The organism is Mesopusillimonas faecipullorum (genome assembly GCF_020539505.1).
Lineage (GTDB): Bacteria > Pseudomonadota > Gammaproteobacteria > Burkholderiales > Burkholderiaceae_B > Mesopusillimonas > Mesopusillimonas faecipullorum.
In genome coordinates this window covers 46,902-63,851 of record NZ_JACDXW010000003.1, presented here as the reverse complement: position 1 = coordinate 63,851, position 16,950 = coordinate 46,902, and the positions used below count along the sequence as shown (strand labels likewise).

General features: G+C 57.9%; 18 protein-coding genes. 9 read left to right on the top strand and 9 right to left on the bottom strand.

The annotated features are described in order from the left end of the window. Window positions 1-300: 300 nt before the first annotated feature. Entirely contained in the window at window positions 301-708 is a 408-nt protein-coding gene (locus H0484_RS06780) for a YidB family protein (protein ID WP_255644611.1), read from the top strand. A gap of 96 nt (window positions 709-804) precedes the next feature. On the opposite strand, the gene H0484_RS06775 is transcribed toward H0484_RS06780, so the two are convergent. Continuing rightward, window positions 805-2,082: a bifunctional O-acetylhomoserine aminocarboxypropyltransferase/cysteine synthase gene (locus H0484_RS06775; protein ID WP_226953790.1), complete on the bottom strand. Its 1,278-nt coding sequence runs from the start codon at window positions 2,080-2,082 to the stop codon at window positions 805-807. 211 nt (window positions 2,083-2,293) lie between these two features. Here H0484_RS06775 and H0484_RS06770 point away from each other — a divergent pair, with 211 nt between their 5' ends. Next, on the top strand, window positions 2,294-4,933 hold the full coding sequence (locus H0484_RS06770; RefSeq protein WP_226953789.1) for an AsmA family protein: 2,640 nt from the start codon (window positions 2,294-2,296) through the stop codon (window positions 4,931-4,933). A gap of 34 nt (window positions 4,934-4,967) precedes the next feature. Here H0484_RS06770 and H0484_RS06765 read toward each other — a convergent pair whose 3' ends face one another. From H0484_RS06765 to H0484_RS06755, 3 genes are read right to left on the bottom strand one after another with little or no spacing between them, the layout of a single operon-like run. Then, on the bottom strand, window positions 4,968-5,216 hold the full coding sequence (locus tag H0484_RS06765) for a YfhL family 4Fe-4S dicluster ferredoxin (RefSeq protein WP_226953788.1): 249 nt from the start codon (window positions 5,214-5,216) through the stop codon (window positions 4,968-4,970). A gap of 9 nt (window positions 5,217-5,225) precedes the next feature. Then, the gene (gene coaD, locus H0484_RS06760; RefSeq protein ID WP_226953787.1) at window positions 5,226-5,726 is read right to left on the bottom strand and encodes a pantetheine-phosphate adenylyltransferase; all 501 of its coding nucleotides are present in this window, start codon (window positions 5,724-5,726) and stop codon (window positions 5,226-5,228) included. A 46-nt stretch (window positions 5,727-5,772) separates the two neighbouring features. Continuing rightward, window positions 5,773-6,402: an RsmD family RNA methyltransferase gene (locus tag H0484_RS06755; RefSeq protein WP_226953786.1), complete on the bottom strand. Its 630-nt coding sequence runs from the start codon at window positions 6,400-6,402 to the stop codon at window positions 5,773-5,775. Between the two features lie 58 nt (window positions 6,403-6,460). Here H0484_RS06755 and ftsY point away from each other — a divergent pair, with 58 nt between their 5' ends. After that, entirely contained in the window at window positions 6,461-7,666 is a 1,206-nt protein-coding gene (gene ftsY / locus H0484_RS06750) for a signal recognition particle-docking protein FtsY (protein ID WP_226953785.1), read from the top strand. A gap of 77 nt (window positions 7,667-7,743) precedes the next feature. Here ftsY and H0484_RS06745 read toward each other — a convergent pair whose 3' ends face one another. Then, window positions 7,744-9,267, bottom strand: a complete 1,524-nt coding sequence (locus tag H0484_RS06745) for a CYTH and CHAD domain-containing protein (protein WP_226953784.1) — start codon at window positions 9,265-9,267, stop codon at window positions 7,744-7,746. A gap of 38 nt (window positions 9,268-9,305) precedes the next feature. Beyond that, entirely contained in the window at window positions 9,306-10,142 is an 837-nt protein-coding gene (locus H0484_RS06740) for an IclR family transcriptional regulator (RefSeq protein ID WP_226953783.1), read from the bottom strand. Window positions 10,143-10,273: 131 nt separating this feature from the next. Here H0484_RS06740 and ribBA point away from each other — a divergent pair, with 131 nt between their 5' ends. The 6 genes from ribBA to H0484_RS06710 are packed head-to-tail and all read left to right on the top strand — an operon-like array spanning window position 10,274 to window position 14,430. Further along, a complete protein-coding gene (gene ribBA, locus H0484_RS06735) occupies window positions 10,274-11,452 on the top strand; it encodes a bifunctional 3,4-dihydroxy-2-butanone-4-phosphate synthase/GTP cyclohydrolase II (RefSeq protein ID WP_226953782.1) in 1,179 nt (392 codons plus the stop codon). Continuing rightward, window positions 11,449-11,955, top strand: coding sequence for a 6,7-dimethyl-8-ribityllumazine synthase (gene ribH, locus H0484_RS06730; RefSeq protein ID WP_226953781.1), 507 nt, complete (start codon window positions 11,449-11,451; stop codon window positions 11,953-11,955). The genes ribBA and ribH overlap by 4 nt, the downstream gene beginning before the upstream one ends. After that, entirely contained in the window at window positions 11,936-12,430 is a 495-nt protein-coding gene (nusB, locus tag H0484_RS06725; protein ID WP_226953780.1) for a transcription antitermination factor NusB, read from the top strand. The genes ribH and nusB overlap by 20 nt, the downstream gene beginning before the upstream one ends. Before the next feature lie 4 nt (window positions 12,431-12,434). Beyond that, complete coding sequence (thiL, locus tag H0484_RS06720; RefSeq protein ID WP_226954118.1) at window positions 12,435-13,406, top strand: thiamine-phosphate kinase; 972 nt, start codon at window positions 12,435-12,437, stop codon at window positions 13,404-13,406. Then, entirely contained in the window at window positions 13,403-13,924 is a 522-nt protein-coding gene (locus H0484_RS06715) for a phosphatidylglycerophosphatase A family protein (RefSeq protein WP_390624820.1), read from the top strand. The genes thiL and H0484_RS06715 overlap by 4 nt, the downstream gene beginning before the upstream one ends. Next, window positions 13,921-14,430 (top strand): CinA family protein, encoded by a 510-nt coding sequence (locus H0484_RS06710; protein WP_226953779.1) that lies wholly within the window; start codon window positions 13,921-13,923, stop codon window positions 14,428-14,430. Before H0484_RS06715 ends, H0484_RS06710 begins: the two co-directional genes overlap by 4 nt. Window positions 14,431-14,436: 6 nt before the next feature. Here H0484_RS06710 and pyrF read toward each other — a convergent pair whose 3' ends face one another. From pyrF to H0484_RS06695, 3 genes are all read right to left on the bottom strand, one after another. After that, window positions 14,437-15,270: an orotidine-5'-phosphate decarboxylase gene (gene pyrF / locus H0484_RS06705; RefSeq protein ID WP_226953778.1), complete on the bottom strand. Its 834-nt coding sequence runs from the start codon at window positions 15,268-15,270 to the stop codon at window positions 14,437-14,439. A 131-nt stretch (window positions 15,271-15,401) separates the two neighbouring features. Continuing rightward, entirely contained in the window at window positions 15,402-15,767 is a 366-nt protein-coding gene (locus tag H0484_RS06700; protein WP_226953777.1) for a 5-carboxymethyl-2-hydroxymuconate Delta-isomerase, read from the bottom strand. A gap of 76 nt (window positions 15,768-15,843) precedes the next feature. Beyond that, window positions 15,844-16,944, bottom strand: coding sequence for an NAD(P)-dependent alcohol dehydrogenase (locus tag H0484_RS06695; protein WP_226953776.1), 1,101 nt, complete (start codon window positions 16,942-16,944; stop codon window positions 15,844-15,846). Window positions 16,945-16,950: the final 6 nt, after the last annotated feature.

Here is a 16,950-nt window from a genome sequence, read left to right as displayed (position 1 = left end):
ACCGCTTTTTCAAGCTAATTCCTGCCTAAAATTCGAAAAATGCTGTTTTCTTCAGTCTTCCCGACCCCTGTTTAAAGGGGCGGTCACACTATGGAATGGCTTGGGCCAAGCGCTCAGATTAAAGCGCTGCAAAGGTTCCACGCATTGTTTTTCATAATGCGGTATGCACCGTCATTAGATGAAAATCTCGGGAAATGACAAATGCTCACATCCGGCCCAGCCTGGCGTGTATAGTTCATGACAAAAGAGGCTCCGACAAGCGTCGGGGCGGTATGGCCTAATTAGATGGAGAAATCCGCAATGAGTATGCTCAATTCCTTGGTGTCTTCGCTGGCAGGTGGCCAGTCTTCTGGTTTGGGGGCGTTGCTGCCGGCCGCACTCGATTTCGTCAAGCGTTATCCGGGCGGCTTGGCCGGTCTGCTGGAAAAGCTGCGTCAGGGCGGGTTGAATGAGGTGGTCGCATCGTGGTTGGGTTCGGGTGCGAACCTGCCCGTCACCGGCGCGCAGCTTCGCTCGGCTTTGGGTGAGGAAGATGTCAGCCAACTGGCTGCTCAAGTTGGCCAAGATGCCGACTCGGTGCTGGGTAATTTGGCTGCGATTCTGCCGCAGGTAATAGATCATCTTACGCCTGACGGGGCGGTGCCAGACAAAAGCCCTGATGCGATGACGCTGATGGGTGTGCTGGCCAGCCTGACGGGCAAGAAATAACACCACGCTCCAAACTGAGCTAGCCGGCCAGTCGGCTCGGCGCATTGACCACCCGCTAGCGTGGGCGGCAATGCACCGGAGCGCATAAGATGGCATTTAGGCCTTACTGGCTTCCAAGGCCTGCGAGATATCGGCGAGCAAGTCGTCGATGTGTTCCAGCCCAATGGAAAGACGTACCAGGTCTTTGGAAACGCCTGCGGCAGCCAGTTCGGCGTCATCCAACTGACGATGCGTGGTTGAGGCTGGGTGCGTAGCCAAAGATTTGGCATCCCCGATATTGACCAAGCGCAGAATGAGTTGCAGGGCATCGAGGAAACGCACACCCGCATCAAATCCGCCCTTGACCCCAAACGACAAAATGGAAGCTGGTTTGCCGTCGAGGTAGCGTTGCGCTAATGCGTGTTCGGGGTGGCTGGGCAAACCCGCGTAGTTGATCCACTCTACTTGTGGATGCTTGTCGAGAAATTCGGCTACTTTCAGCGCGTTTTCGGTATGGCGTTCCATGCGCAAGGGCAGGGTTTCGATACCTTGCAGAATCTGAAAGGCATTGAAAGGTGACAAGGCGGCGCCTGTGTTGCGCAGCGGTACGACTCGGCAGCGAGCGATGAAGGCTGCGGCGCCAAATGTTTCTGTATAGCTGACGCCGTGATAAGAGGGGTCGGGCTCGGAAAGCAGCGGGAAGCGGTCGGCGTGCTCGGCCCAAGGGAATTTACCGGAATCTACTACCGCACCGCCTAGTGTTGTGCCATGGCCGCCCATGTATTTGGTGAGCGCATGTACGACGATGTCGGCCCCGTGCTCGAAAGGCCTGCACAGCGCCGGAGAGGCAACGGTGTTGTCGACGATGAGCGGCACGCCATGTTTGTGGGCGATGTCGGCCAGGGCCTGGATATCTGCGATGTTACCGGCAGGGTTGCCTATGGTTTCGCAGAACACCGCACGCGTTTTGTCGTCGATGAGGGCTTCAAGAGCCGCGAGATCGTCGTGGGGCGCAAACTTAACCGTCAAGCCTTGGCGAGGAAAAGTATGCGCAAACAGGTTGTAGGTGCCGCCATACAATTTGCTGATCGAGACGATGTTGTCGCCGGCTTGGGCGATGGTCTGGATGGCGTAAGCGACAGCCGCCATGCCTGAAGCCACGGCCAGCGCTGCCACGCCCCCTTCCAGCGCCGCGACGCGTTCTTCCAGGACGGCGTTGGTGGGGTTCATAATGCGGGAGTAAATATTGCCGGCGACTTTCAAGTCAAAGAGGTCGGCGCCATGCTGGGCATTGTCAAAAGCGTAGGAAACCGTTTGATAGATGGGAACCGCCACCGATTTGGTGGTGGGGTCGGGGCGGTAGCCCGCATGAATGGCAAGGGTTTCAAGTTTCATGGCGATATCTTGTCTCGGAGTAGTAAGAAAACGTATTTTTTTGTCAGGGGCGCGTTTGGTGATTTTTATTCTTGCGCGCGGGGCCAAGGCCCGATTTTGTATTAATTGCTACGCAGCATACGTGCAACAACTGTAATGGGCAAGCAAGTTAGGTTAGCATTCAGCCTAATATTCACGCAATGCGAAGCCGAATGTCGGCTCGAGGTAAAAGATGAAAGTTGGGTTCAAGCGCGTCCTGATCGGCTTGCTTACGGTGGTGGTGCTGGCTTTGGCAGGGGTCGCGGTCTTCCTGCTTACGTTAGACCCCAACTCGTACAAGGGCAAGATACAGAGCTGGGTCTACGAGCATTACCAGCGTACGTTGAGCATAGATGGCGACCTTCAATTGTCGCTTTTTCCGCGTATTGCCTTGGCTGGGCGAGACGTCACGTTAACCGAGAAAGAAAGCAAAGAGCCTTTCATTTCAGTGGATAGCGCTCGTTTTGCCGTCGCCATCTGGCCTCTGCTATTCGACCGCTTTGTGGTTGATCATGTTTCTGTAAGTGGTTTCAAAGCCAATTTGGTGCGCCACGAAGAAGGCGGTTTTAACTTCGATGATTTATTGGGGGCCGAGCCTGCCTCTACTGCAGATGCCCCCGCCTCGCAAGCGCAGGGCGAGGGTGCTCACGCACGACAAGAAGAGGGCTCCCTGAATGTAGATATAGCCGGCCTCGAACTCAGAGACGGCGAAATCTTTTACCTGGACCGCAAAACCGGTCAAAGCGCAGAGCTAAGCAAACTGCAGGTCAATACGGGCCGAGTGACGTTTGATCAGCCCTTTGACGTCACTTTGAGTGCTGTTTTAAAAGGGCAGGCGCCCGATATAGACGCCTCGATTTCTGGCCAGGCCTTGGTCAAGCTCGACCCTGGTCGCGACTCCTATTCAGCGCAGAAGCTCAGTTTGCAAGCTTCGGGTCGCCTGGATCAGCTTCAGGCGCAGGTCTTGTCGGTAAGGGGGAATGTGGCTTACGACGGCGCGTCGCATATGGTTGACGCCAGCCAGATCGAGTGGCGCTTCGAAGGTCAGGTCGAGGGTGACCGACCTGTCCAAGGCATAGAGGCCAGCCTTGCTGTTCCCAAGTTCAAGATGGATCCCAGCCGCCTCGAATTTGTCACCGAAAAGCTGGCGTTGCGTGCCAAGGCCCAAGTGCCTGCGGGCGAAAGCGCGGAAGAGTTCGAGCTGGCTGTTGATGCGCCTCAGTTGTCCATCTCGCCTGAGCAGGCAAGCGGTCAGCCGGTGCAGGCCTCATTCAAGCAGACGGGCCAGCGCACCTTGGGTGTTTCCATGCGTCTTGAAGGCTTGGGCGGCCACGCGCGGCAGTTGACGCTTAAAGCCGCCCAGTTTGATGCCCAGATCAAGAAGGGCGAGCAACTCACCCAAATTGTGCTGGCTTCCCCTGTCGAGTGGGATGTCTCTAACGATAAAGCGGTGTTGTCTGCCATCAAAGGAGACGTGCGCATCAATGATGCCTACCTTCCTTCAGGCAGCTATGAGTTTCCCTTTATTGGCAGCTTGCATGTCGGGGCCGAGGGGCTGGATAGTGACCTGAATGCGGTGCTAAGCGGCACACCCTTGAATTTCTCCCTGGGCGTGCGTCAATGGCAAGATCCCAGTTGGCAGTTTGCCTTGCAGGCAGATGCGGTCGATATAGACAAGCTCTTTCCGCCCGTGCCTGCGCCTCAGGAACCCGAACCTGAAGCGGCCACCCCGGCCGAAACGCCTGCCAGCACCGATGAAAAAACAGCCCCGGCTCCAGAAGCCGATGCCGAGACCGCCGCGCCAGCGGTCGCTCAAGCAGAGACGAAGCCCGCGCCTGCGTCCGATGAGCAGCCCGCTACTGCTGTCGCACAAGCGTCTGGTTTCAGATGGCTGCAAGATCTGGATCTCACCGGCAAGGTGGATATTGGTTCCCTCAAGGGGCGCGGTCTCGAGGCTCAACAAGTCAAGGCCAAGGTGCTTGCCAAAGACGGGGTTCTGCTTGTTGATGGCCTGTCAGCCCAGCTTTATGATGGCACGTTTACCGGTCGTTTAAGCGTAGATGCGAAATCGGCCATGACTGCTCGCGCTTCGCTTAAAGGGGTTCAGGCCGAGCCTTTCTCGCGCTTGGTGGGGCTTAGTCACCCGATTACTGGTAAAACCAATTTGGATGTTGATCTGCGGACTCAGGGTGGCACCCAGGAAGAGCGCCTTCTGCAACTGGCGGGTACTACCAAGCTGCGCATTCAGTCTGGTTCCATTCGAGGCGTCGATGTCGAGGGAACCCTGAGCAGCTTGGGCCAGGCGGTGCAGGCCGCTCTGGCGGGACGCCGTGTGGATGTCAGTATGCAGGCTAGCGCCGATGCCCGAACCGCTTTCTCGTCGTTGACGCTGGATACCGTCATCAAGCAAGGTGTGGCTGACGTGAAGCAGTTGGCTGTGCAGTCCTCGCTCTTTCAAGTAGCCCAGGGCAAGCCGGCGACGGTGGATCTCGTGAACTCGCGCATCGATATGCGTTTGGATGTGCGCGTGACGGGTACCTTGAAGTCTCCGGATGGTGGCAAAACCATCAATATTCGTGGTTTGACCATACCTGTCATGATCACGGGCCCTCTTGGCCAGCCCGCCTACCAAGTGCAATGGGATCGTTTGGGCGGCAAAGTTGCCGAGCAGGCACTCAAGCGCGGCCTGCTGGATATGCTGGGGGGCAGCAGCGCCGCAGGTGGCGCCTTGCAGATACCTGAGGTGCTAGGCGGGTCTGGAGAAACGCCGTCTCAAGCCGAGCAAACCTTGCGTGGCTTGGGCGGCGCCCTGAAGAACATACTGCGGCCTTAAAAAGCCGCAGGACACTTGGGGCAAGTGCTTTCTTTCAGGCTTGCACCAGTCGTAAATACTTGGCGTGAAGTTGAGCTTGGTCTTCTGGGTGCGCCGAGTCTTTTTCTATGCACTCTACCGGGCAGACCACCACGCATTGGGGTTCTTCGTGGTGGCCTATGCACTCCGTGCACTGGTCAGGGTTTATCTCGTAAAACTCGTCACCCATGTATATGGCCGAGTTCGGGCACTGCGGCTCGCAGACGTCGCAGTTGATGCATTCGTCGGTGATCAGCAACGCCATGGCTATTCCTCAGGCCTTACGTGCCTCTTGAAGCTGGCGAGCCTTGGTTTGCAGCCAGCGTTCAACAGAGGGAAACACGAACTTGCTGACGTCGCCACCCAGGATTGCAATCTCGCGCACGAATGTGCCAGAGATGAACTGGTATTGGTCTGAGGGCGTCATGAACAAGGTTTCGACTTCGGGCAACAGGTGGCGGTTCATGCCGGCCATCTGGAACTCGTATTCGAAATCGGAGACTGCACGCAGGCCGCGTACGATAACGCTGGCATTCTGATCGCGCACGAAATCCTTAAGCAGACCTTCGAAGCTTTTGACTTCTACGTTGGAATAGTGACCCAAGACTTCCTGAGCGATTTCCACGCGTTCTTCGACGGTGAAAAATGGCTTTTTGGCCTGGCTATGGGCCACACCCACGACAACGTGGTCGAACAGCCCAGCGGCTCGTCGCACCAAGTCTTCATGGCCACGGGTCAGTGGGTCGAATGTTCCGGGATAGACTGCTGTGATCATGACAATTCCGAAAGTTTTTTGCTAAGCGAGGCCTTAAGCCGCCGGCTTATGTAGGATTGGGCTCGCCTTCGGTGGGAACGTCAGTAGCCGAGCCCGATTGGCCGCCGACGTTATCGTGCAGTGCAGCAAATTGTATCAGACCGAAGTGCACCTGTCCGGCGCGCCCCTGGCGCACGATAATAGCGTTTTCGGGCGCCGAAAGGGGCGACTCGCTCTCAATATAGACCAGCCCGTTGGGGGTCAGCAACGACGCAACAGTGGGCAGCACCCGTACCAGCCAGTCTTGACCGAAAGGCGGGTCAAGAAAAACAAGGTCGAAGCGAGCGGCCTCAAGGCGTTCGAGCACCATCTCGGCATTGCCGGGATGTATGCGCACGCATCGCGCACCCAATTTGTCGCGCAAGGCGCGTAAATTGGCCACGGCTTTTGGGTTTTGTTCGACCATCTGAACATGAGAAACGCCAAGCGATGCGGCCTCGAAGCCCAAAGCGCCGGTGCCGGCGAACAGATCGAGTACGCTTTTGTCGTTAAAGTGCCCGCCCCAAAGGTGGCGCAGCCAGTTGAACAGCGTTTCACGTACGCGGTCGGGGGTCGGGCGCAGGCCCGGCACGTCTACCACGGGAATCGGGGTATGACGGTACTGACCGCCTACAATACGAATTCTGTGTTTTTTCACAATTGCCCGGCAACAGGAAACTGGGGTCGAGGTTTTATTTTCCGCTAGTGTAAGGCCTATGTTCAGTTTCTTTAAACGCAAAAAAGCGCCCGAGCCGAATAAGCAGACCCCTGAAGAGGTCGCAGAGGTCGCGCCGGCTCAGGTCGAAGAAGCGCTTGCCGAGGTGCCGCCTGTTGAAGCGGCGCTTGCGCCGCCTTCCGTCACACCTATCGTAGAGTCAGAGCCCAAGGCCCCAGTGCTGCCAGAGGTCGAGCCCGAACCGGTGTCCTATGAGCCTCAGCAAGAGGCCGCTCCGGATTTGGGTGTCCAGGCGAGTGCCGAGCCCACGCCCGAGGTTCAGCCGCCGGCAAAGAAAGCATCATGGCTTTCGCGGCTGACGCGTGGTCTGTCTCGCACCGGGCAAAGTATTGGTGGTCTATTCGTTGGCGCCAAGGTCGATGATGCCTTATACGAAGAGCTGGAAACCGCGCTGATCATGGCGGATGCCGGTATGGAGGCCACAGAAAAACTGCTGGGTGCTTTGCGCGTAAAAGTGCGCAAGGAGAAAATCACCGATGCCGCTCAAGTCAAGACGGCACTGCGTGATTTGATCGCCGAGCACTTGGCGCCTCTGGAACGTGCGTTTCCGCTAGATCGTCCAGCGCCTCAGGTGGTGATGATCGCCGGGGTCAATGGTGCTGGAAAAACGACATCCATAGGCAAGCTGGCCCATGCCTTCCAAGCCAATAACAAGAAAGTCTTGCTGGCGGCCGGCGACACATTCCGGGCGGCTGCGCGTGAGCAGCTCGTGATCTGGGGCGAGCGCAACAATGTTGCTGTCATTGCCCAAGACGGTGGCGACCCAGCCGCTGTTGCGTTTGATGCTGTCAATGCAGGTCGTGCGCGAGGCATGGATATCGTGATGGTAGACACGGCAGGGCGTTTGCCTACGCAACTGCACCTGATGGAAGAGCTTAAAAAGATCAGGCGTGTTGTGGGCAAGGCGGATGCTCAGGCGCCGCACGAAGTTTTGCTCGTTGTCGATGGCAATACAGGGCAGAATGCCCTGGCGCAAATTCGCGCTTTTGATGCGGCTATCAATCTGACCGGGTTGGTGGTCACCAAACTGGACGGCACTGCCAAGGGCGGGGTGCTGGCAGCGGTGGCAGCCGGTAGCCAAGGGGTAAGGCCTGTGCCAGTGTATTGGATAGGCGTGGGCGAGGGCATGGACGATCTACAGCCGTTCGTAGCCAAAGAGTTTGCCGCTGCTTTGGTGGGCGACTGAAGCAAGCGCATCGATATCGGTCGGCACTTGCGCTGCAGCAGGGGTTCGCACGGTCGCGAGCCCCTGGCGCTCTGATTTTAACGTTTGCCTAGGCTAAGCTTGCGCAGTTCTTTAAAGGCGGCCTGGGCTTGGGTCTGGCGCTGTGTTTGCATGGCCTTCAGCCAACCTAGGGCGAACCAAGCCTGCGGCTGTTGCTCGACAAGACGCTCGTAACACGACTGCGCCACGTAGTAATCGTTGAGGTCGCCCAATACGTCTTGGATATGCGCCAAATCTACGCGTACGGATTGCAAGCTACGCCGTGGTAGTAAGTCTTCACAGAAATCCAGGTTGTAACGCAAAGTCTTGGCCTTCTTGCGCAGGTCGTGCTGGGCCTCTATGGGTAAGCGCATAAAGCGCCCCCCTTCTTTGGCAAGTTTGCGCACCCATTCATCCAGTTTTTGCGTAAGGGCCTTTTCTGCGCGTATGTCGGCTTCGGCAGTGGGCGGTGTTTCGCTCATGGCAATCAAGTGGCGCAGCAGGCGCAGTAGCGTGGTTTGCAATTCTTTGCTGCTGGCGACCGAGGCGGCAGAGGTGCCCGCTGATTTCTTGCTTTTTGCCAGGGGCTGAAGCTCGGGCATGCCGGCCTGGGCCAGTTTCGGGGCAATTTCCAAGGTGACGACATCATCGTCGCGCGACGCGCCGAATAAGTTGAAGGCGGTTTTCAACTGATTCATGATCTCGGCCTCAGGCCGAGGTATCCAAGGTTGAAATAACTTCCAGCACGAGCGCAGACGCCTTATGCCCACGCGCAATTGATGAACATACTCGACCTGTTGCTGCCTGGAAGCGTCTTCCGCATCTACCCCGGCAGCCAGGGCGGTGTTAGCGACAATCTGAGACAGGCATTCGGTTACGCAGGCCTGGTACACCTCATCCAGACGCATGCCACCAGAGAGCTTGATGGCTTGAGCGCGCCTGGCGTTGAACAAGGCAAGCGGGGCGTGCTCGTCGCCAGGTTTGCGGGCAACGCCACCCGATTGCACGGCGGCCTGGGCCAAGGCGTCACCCCGCTGTGATTTGCTACGAGCTTCAAGCAATAAACCATAGGCCTGCAGCCACTGCTCGCTAAGATCAAACAGGGCCGACATGGGGCCGGCTTTCAGTTCAAACTCGACCTCGCTGATGGGTAGTTCTAGATCTCTTGCCAGCAAACTGCCTTGATCGTAGGCAACTTCAATAAGCGCTTCGCCAACCTGAGCTTCGCTGACCAGGCGGGTGACCCGGGTCTCGTAACGCAGCGTTAGGTTTTCGGAAAGCTTGGCCAACAGTGCTTCCACGGGGGTGCCGATATAAAGCGACAGGTCTAGCTCGGGGCCGCTGCGTAGGTGGTTGATCTCGACGCGCGATAGGGCGTCGGGCCCGGGTGCTTTCAGCGTCTGCACCCAACGTCGTCCTTCCTTGCGTAAACGCAGGGCAATGCCTGCGCTTGCCAATTCACGGGTGGTGGTGTCGAAGTAGCGGGCCTGCAGCGAGATGCGGCGAGCTTGGCCGGCGCGCATCTGACGAGCGACTGCAGTGCGTGCGGCGGCGGGGACATGTAGGGCAAGTTCCCTTTCCATGGCGGTTTCCTTTCGGGTGAAGGCAAATAGGTTACGTATCAAACTGCGGGCTTGCCGAGCTCGATTGAAATCATGTCAGCGCATTGTTTAAGAGATGCTGCGATAGGGCTTTCCCAGTCGGTATCCAGCAAAAAAGAGGGCCCGAGGCAGGTCAGTGCAAGCACGATTTGGCCCTCGTGATTGAACACGGGAAGCGAAAATGCATTAACGCCGGGTAAAGGGTGGCCCTGTGCGCGTGCCATGCCTCGTGCGCGAATATCCTGAAGGTCGGCCTGCCAAGCGCTTTCGGTGGGGCTCGGGTGACCAACGCTGGTCACGACGGCCTTGTCTCCGGCTTCGCGTTCGAGAAAGTGTTTGAGTACGGCCTCTGGCAACCAAGCGGCAAAGACCCGCCCGGTAGCAGTATGGCGCAGCGACATCACTGTGCCTGGTCGCAGATTGACGTGCACGGGATAAGACGCTTCGCTGATGTGAACCACGGTGGGGCCATGCGAGCCCATTACGGCGAGGCACAAAGTGTGGCCTATGCGAGAGGACAAGGCGCTGACTTGAGGGAGGGCGACACGTATAGGATCCAGTCTTTGCAAACTGACTAAGCCCATTTGCATAGCAAAGGGCCCCAGCTCGTACTGACCGGTCACCACGTCTTGACGCACCAGCCCCACATTGATGAAACTGACTAGGTAAGGGTGCGCCTTGGCCGCGCTCATGCCTGCACGCTTGGCCAAATCGCCTAGTGACAAGGGGGTGGCCGCATCGACAAGCGTAGTCACCAGCGCAAAACCAGTTTCTATGGATTGAATCCGACGTCTTTCAGTGTCGCCGGCGTGGCGTCTCCGTGGGGCCGACCGGCTACTCTCGGGGGAGTCGTGCATGACAGAATGGGTATCCGCGAATACCGCATCATATCCGAGTTCGCCCTAATTTCGTCACCTCGTGCCAAGTCGCACTTTGCAGTCTGGCCGGCGGTACAATGTGAAAGTCTAGAGCAAAGGTTCCACTCCAAATGAACTTATCCGTTGCGGCCGAGGCCGAACAGCACCCAGAAGTCGGCATTGCCAGCGTTCCCGAAATCGTCGCCGAACTGCGCGCCGGGCGCATGGTGATCTTGGTCGACGAAGAAGACCGCGAAAACGAAGGCGACCTGCTTATGGCAGCCGAATACGTTACGCCCGAGGCCATCAATTTCATGGTTACGCATGCGCGTGGCCTGGTTTGCCTGACGCTTACCGAAGCGCGTTGCCGTCAGCTCGATCTGCCTTTAATGGCGTCACGTAATGGTGCGCGCTTTGGCACCAACTTCACTCAGTCCATCGAAGCGGCTGAAGGCGTGGAAACCGGCATTTCAGCAGCCGATCGGGCGCGCACGATTCAGGTGGCCGTGGCTCGCGATGCCAAGCCCAGCGACCTGGTTCAGCCGGGCCACATTTTTCCCGTTCAGGCCGTTCGCGGGGGGGTGTTGGTTCGAGCCGGCCACACCGAAGCGGGCTGCGATTTAACCGAACTTGCCGGCCTTACGCCTGCTGCCGTCATTTGCGAAATTCTGAACCCCGACGGCACCATGGCGCGCCTGCCCAACCTCAAAAAATTCGCGCGCGAGCATGACATCAAGATAGGCACCATTGCCGATCTTATCCAGTACCGTAGCGAACACGAATCCATGGTCGAGCGCCTCAGCGAGCGCACCTTGTCTACCCCATGGGGGGTGTTCAAAGCCGTGGCTTACCGCGATCTGGCGGCTGGGGCGCCGCACCTGGCGCTCATTCACGGCGACATCCAACCCGATGTCGAAGCCTTGGTGCGGGTGCACGAGCCCACTACGGTGCTCGACGCGCTTTCCAACGACACTACCGGCCACAGCTGGACGCTCTCCAGCGCCATGAAGGCGATTGCCCAGGCGCCTTCGGGCATTATGGTGTTGCTTAACTGTGGCGGTGGGGCAGACGTGCTGTTCGAGCAGTTTGCCGCTTGGGGCAATCAGCCCGACACCACAAAAAATACCGGTAGCCGCTTCGATTTGCGCACTTATGGCATAGGCGCCCAGATCCTGCGCGACCAAAACGTAGGCAAGGCTCGTTTGCTGGCCAAGCCGCGCAAAATGCCCAGCATGACGGGCTTTTCCTTGACCATTACAGGTTACGATAGCGAACCCCCGCCCACCTCTCGAAAGGAAGACGTCCTATGAACCCATACACTATGCTGCCTGACCTTAACGGTGAAGGCTTGCACATTGGTATTGTCCGCGCCCGTTTCAACGAAGAAATCGGCATGGCCGAGCTCGAGGGCTGCCTGACCGAGCTAGCCAGATTGGGCGTAGACGAGCGTGACGTCATGGTTGTTTCCGTGCCCGGTGCGCTCGAACTCGGTGTGACACTGGCTCAAATGGCCGAAACCTTCGAGTTCGACGCCCTTATCGCTTTGGGCGCTGTCGTGCGCGGTGAAACCTATCACTTCGAGGTCGTCAGCAACGAAAGCGCTGCGGCGATCAGCCGGGTGGCGCTCGAAACGGGTATCCCTGTGGCCAACGGGGTGCTCACCACTGAAACCGAAGAACAAGCCATGTCTCGCGCTGCCCACAAGGGGCGTGATTGCGCACAAACGGCCATCGAAATGGCCAACCTGCTCGTCGCGCTGGAACCCGAAAGCGATGACGACGAAGATGAAGAATATGACGACGACGAAGACTAAATTGCCCGCCCCCACCGGCGCGCGCCCAAATGGGCGCAGCGCCCGGCGCCGGGCGCGCGAGTTTGCCCTGCAAGGTATTTATGCCTGGCTGATCCGCCGTGACGATGCCGATGATATGGGGGTCATTGATGCCCATATCCGCGACGACGAAGAGTTTTCCGAAGCCGACGTGGCGTGGTTCAAAACACTGCTGTACGGCGTGCCCCGAGAGGCGGTTTCGTTGCGCGAGCAGTTCACCCCGCATCTAGACCGCACCATAGACGAGCTTTCCCCCGTAGAGCATGCCATTTTGCTCATCGGCAGCTACGAGCTGGTACACCATGTCGAAGTCCCCTACAAGGTGGCCATCAACGAGGCGGTCGAATTGGCCAAGTCTTTTGGTGGCACCGATGGCTTCAAGTTCGTCAACGGCGTGCTAGACAAACTCGCCGCCGAGGTACGTGCCCCTGAAGTCCAGGCAGGTACGCGGGCCTAATCCCTTGGGTGGCGAATTCAGCCTCATCGCCAAGTATTTTTCGCCGGCTGCGCCGGAGGGTTTTCTTGGCGTGGGCGACGATTGCGCCATGCTGCCACTGCGGCCGGGTCGGCAGTGGGTCACCAGTACCGATCTGTTGTTGCAAGGCCGGCATTTTGCGGCAGACGCCAATCCCCAGCATTTGGGTCACAAGGCCCTGGCGGTCAATATTTCCGATTTGGCTGCAATGGGCGCTCGCCCCGAAGCTTGCCTGCTAGGCTTGGCCCTGCCCAAGCTAGATGAAAACTGGCTGCAAGCGTTCTCCAAAGGTTTTTTGCAATACGCCGCGCAAACCGGCTGCGCCTTGGTCGGTGGCGACACCACGCGCAGCAATGGCGGCATACAAATCAGCGTTACCGTACTGGGCACTGTGCCCGCAGGTCAGGCTTTGCGGCGCAATGCCGCACAAGCCGGTGATGACATTTGGGTAAGCGGTCACCTGGGCGGCGCGCACTTGGCGTGGCAGCTGTCCGCAGGCGCTTGGCCCGAATGGCATGCGCGCCTACCCGAAGTCCAAGCTGCCCTTGAGCAGCCCATGCCGCCTTGGCAATTGGCGCAAGATCTTATCCAGTGGGCGCATGCCGGCCTGGATATCTCCGACGGCTTATTGCAAGACTTAAGTCATGTACTGCAGGCTAGTGCGTGTGGTGCTCAACTGCAATACGCACAGCTTCCTAAGCATCCGGCGCTTGCGGGTTTGCCTGCCGGCATCCAATATGAATGTGTATTGGCAGGTGGTGAAGTCTATCAACTGTGTTTCATGGCGCCTAGGGCGCATCGTGACGCCATAGCGGCACTCGGTGTGCAGCAGGGTGTACCGTTGGCACGGGTGGGAGAAATCACCGCTCAAAGCAGCCTGCTTGTGCTGGATGAGGATGGAAGCCCGATTCGGCTGCCTAAAGGCGGCTACGACCATTTTTCTAGCGAAACCCCATGAAACCCACGCAAACCAATACCAGCGATGTTGTGCAAGAACCCAACTGGCGTTGGGTCATGGCGTCGCCCGCCCGCTGGTTTGCATTCGGGTTCGGTAGTGGCCTGATCAAGCCTGGGCCCGGCACCTGGGGCACCTTGCTGGCGTGGGGCATCTGGGTGCTGGCCTGGACGAATCTCTCCGATCTCGTCATGGGTTTGTTGCTGGCCTGGTTCTTTGCGTATGGATGCTGGATCTGTCAGCTAACCGGCAAAGCCATGGGGCGTGCCGACCACAGCGGTATGGTGTGGGACGAAATGGTGGCCTTTTGGTTGGTCTTATGGCTCATACCCGAAAGCTTGGCCATGCAGGCCATAGCCTTTGTGTTGTTTCGTTTCTTCGATATCGTCAAGCCGCCGCCCATTGCGTATTTTGATGCCCGCCTCAAGAATGGGCTGGGTGTCATGTGGGACGACATTCTGGCAGCTGGCTATACCCTCTTGGCCATTGCTATCCTGACACGATTGGGAGTATCGCTATGACTCGCGCCGCCTACAGTTTGCCCGATGCGTCTGCACTGGGTGATTTCATGATGAGCCAAGGCTGGATGATGGCTTGTGCCGAGTCTTGCACCGGCGGCTTGTTGGCCGCTACGCTGACCGATATTCCTGGTTCCAGCGCTTGGTTTGAACGGGGCTACGTCGTTTACAGCAATGCCGCCAAAATGCAGGCTTTGGGCGTGCATCCCGATACGCTGGAACGTTTTGGGGCAGTCAGCGAAGAAACCGCCATGGAAATGGCGGCAGGTGCCCTGTCAGTCTGTGAAGCGGCTCATTTCGCTGTGTCAACGACAGGTATAGCGGGGCCGGGTGGGGCAACGCCTGGTAAACCTGTGGGCATGGTGTGTTTTGGCTTTGCCACCCGTACCCGTTCCGGCTGGACAACTCGTGCTGAAACACATGTATTCGAGGGTGACCGCCAGGCGGTACGCCTGGCGTGTGTACGCTTTGTGGTTCAGCGTGCCTTGCAGGTGCTGGACCCTCGCTGAAGTGCGTTAGTCAGAGGCGAGTGCAGCTCGTGCAGCGTTAATGGCATCGCGGGTTTCACGAGCCGCCTCGGCAGAAGCGTGCGCCCAATCATCCCCCTTGCGAGCATACAGAATCGCACGCGAGGAATTAATCATCATGCCCATGCCTTGGCTATCAGAGCCCGCCTTGACGGTAGCTGGGATATCGCCGCCCTGGGCACCGATGCCTGGCACCAGTAAAGGCATATCGCCGACACGGGCACGAACCTTGGCCAACTCTTCCGGATACGTGGCACCCACCACTAAGGCACATTGCCCATCGGCATTCCATTCTTGGGCGACCATGCTGGCCACGCGCAAGTACAGGGGTTCGCCCTTTGCGTCTTCAATCATCTGCAAAGCAGCACTGCCAGGGTTGGAAGTACGGCAAAGCAGTACGACCCCTTTGTCTTTCCAAGACAAATACGGTTGCACTGACTCGAAGCCCAGGTAGGGACTAAGCGTGACAGCGTCGGCACCATAGCGTTCGAACGCTTCACGCGCGTATTGCTCGGCGGTAGAGCCGATATCGCCGCGCTTGGCGTCTAGCACCAAAGGCAGATGGGGATGGTGCTTAAGAATGTATTGGCAAATGGCCTCGAGTTGCTCTTCTGCGCGCAACGCGGCGAAGTAGGCAATTTGAGGTTTGAAGCCACAGACGTAGGGCGCGGTAGCGTCGACGATTGCCGTACAAAACTGGTAGATGGCGTCGGGCTTGCCTTGCAGTGAGGCTGGCAGACGCGCAGCGTCTGGATCCAGGCCCACCATTAGCAAGGATTGTTGGCTTTGCCAAGCGGTATTAAGTTTTTGGGTGAAAGTCATGGGGATGGCACAAAGAAAACGGCATAGGCGGCATGCCGGCAAGCAAGTATTTTACGTAGATTGTAAAAACACGTTTTCTACGGCTGGCCCTGCATAGAAACCCAGGCACCTGCGGGCACTGTTTTTCAGTGTCAGCTAAGCTTGAACTTGCGATAGCTGCCGCGATGCATATCCACGACTTCGACGCTGAGATGCACCGTCATGTCGTCGGCAAAGGTCGGCATGTGTTCTAGCATGCCGTCTGCGACGCGTTGGCTGAAATCTTGCTTGGCTTGCTCGCTGCGCCCCTCAAGTATTCGTACGATGACATGAATAAAGCCGCGCTGACTGTCAGCCAGCCCGACGCGAAACCTATCGGCACAAATCACGCGGGCTTTTAGGTCGGCTTCGTCCTCGACCTCCGGGCTTTCCGAAAGGCGACGCGTCACGGCCGCCAACATACTGTCAAAAGGAAGGTCGGTTAGATTGGGTGTATATTCAACGACGATATGCGGCATTTTGGGCTAGGTGTAAGAGAACACAGATTGTAATTATGCTTCAAAGCCCAGGTTTCATGCCTTGCGTAGCGCGGTTTCAGGTGGGCATGCGGATCACGGGTTTGATGCTGCGGCCCTCATGCATATCGCTCAGAGCGACGTTGATGTCAGCCAGTTCGTAGAAACTTAATAAACGATCGAAGGGGAAGCGGCCTTGGCGATACAGTGAGATGAGTTCTGGAATGAAACGTTGGGGGTCGCTGTCGCCTTGGTGTATACCGCGTACGGAATGGCCACCCAAGACCAGGCTCAAGATATTGGCGCTAAGATCGGCGCCCCGGGCTGTGTTGATCAGCCCACAAACACCCAGCGGCGCCAGGTTTTGCGTAGCTTGGCGGATAAGGTCTAGATTGCCGGTCGTGTCCAAGGCAAAGTTCACGCCCTGAGGAACAATAGCGCGTAGCCTGGTAAAGACCTCTTCTCGTGCGCCATTGATCACGTGGGTAGCGCCTAACTCGGTAGCCAGTTCCAAGCGGGCATTATTGGTATCTACCGCGACCAAGGTCGTAGCACCGGCAATACGCGCGGCCATCACTGCAGCAAGGCCGACTGCGCCTGTTCCTAAAACGGCCAGGGTTTGGCCGGCACTTACGCCCAGCGAGTTGAGCACGGCGCCCGCGCCCGTCTGGAAGCCGCAGCCCAGTGGTCCCAGTAGCTCAAGCGGCAGGTCGGCGTCAACGACGACGGCATTGCGTTCGTGGCAAACAGCATGTGTCGCAAAGGAAGACTGCCCGAAGAAATGACTGTGTACGGCTTCTTGGCCCACGCTCAGCGCGGTACTGCCGTCCAATCGCTGACCTGCGAAATTGTAGGCCCCCAAGTGGCTGCAATACGCTACTTTCCCGCTTACGCAGCTATGGCAAGTGCCGCAAGTATCAAAGCTCATGACGACATGGTCGCCCGCTTGAATGCGGTTGACAGCCTTGCCCGTGCTGACGACTACCCCGGCGCCTTCGTGACCCAGCACCATAGGCCTTGGAATACGCGATGGTGAGTCGCGCATGCCAATGTCGGTGTGGCAGATACCTGTGGCGACCACGCGCACCAAAACTTCGTCGTCGCGTAAAGGGCCCAACGCTAATGTCTCTAGCGTGAGGTCTTGGCCTGCGACACGAGAAAGGGCGGCTGTTATCTGCATAGCGAG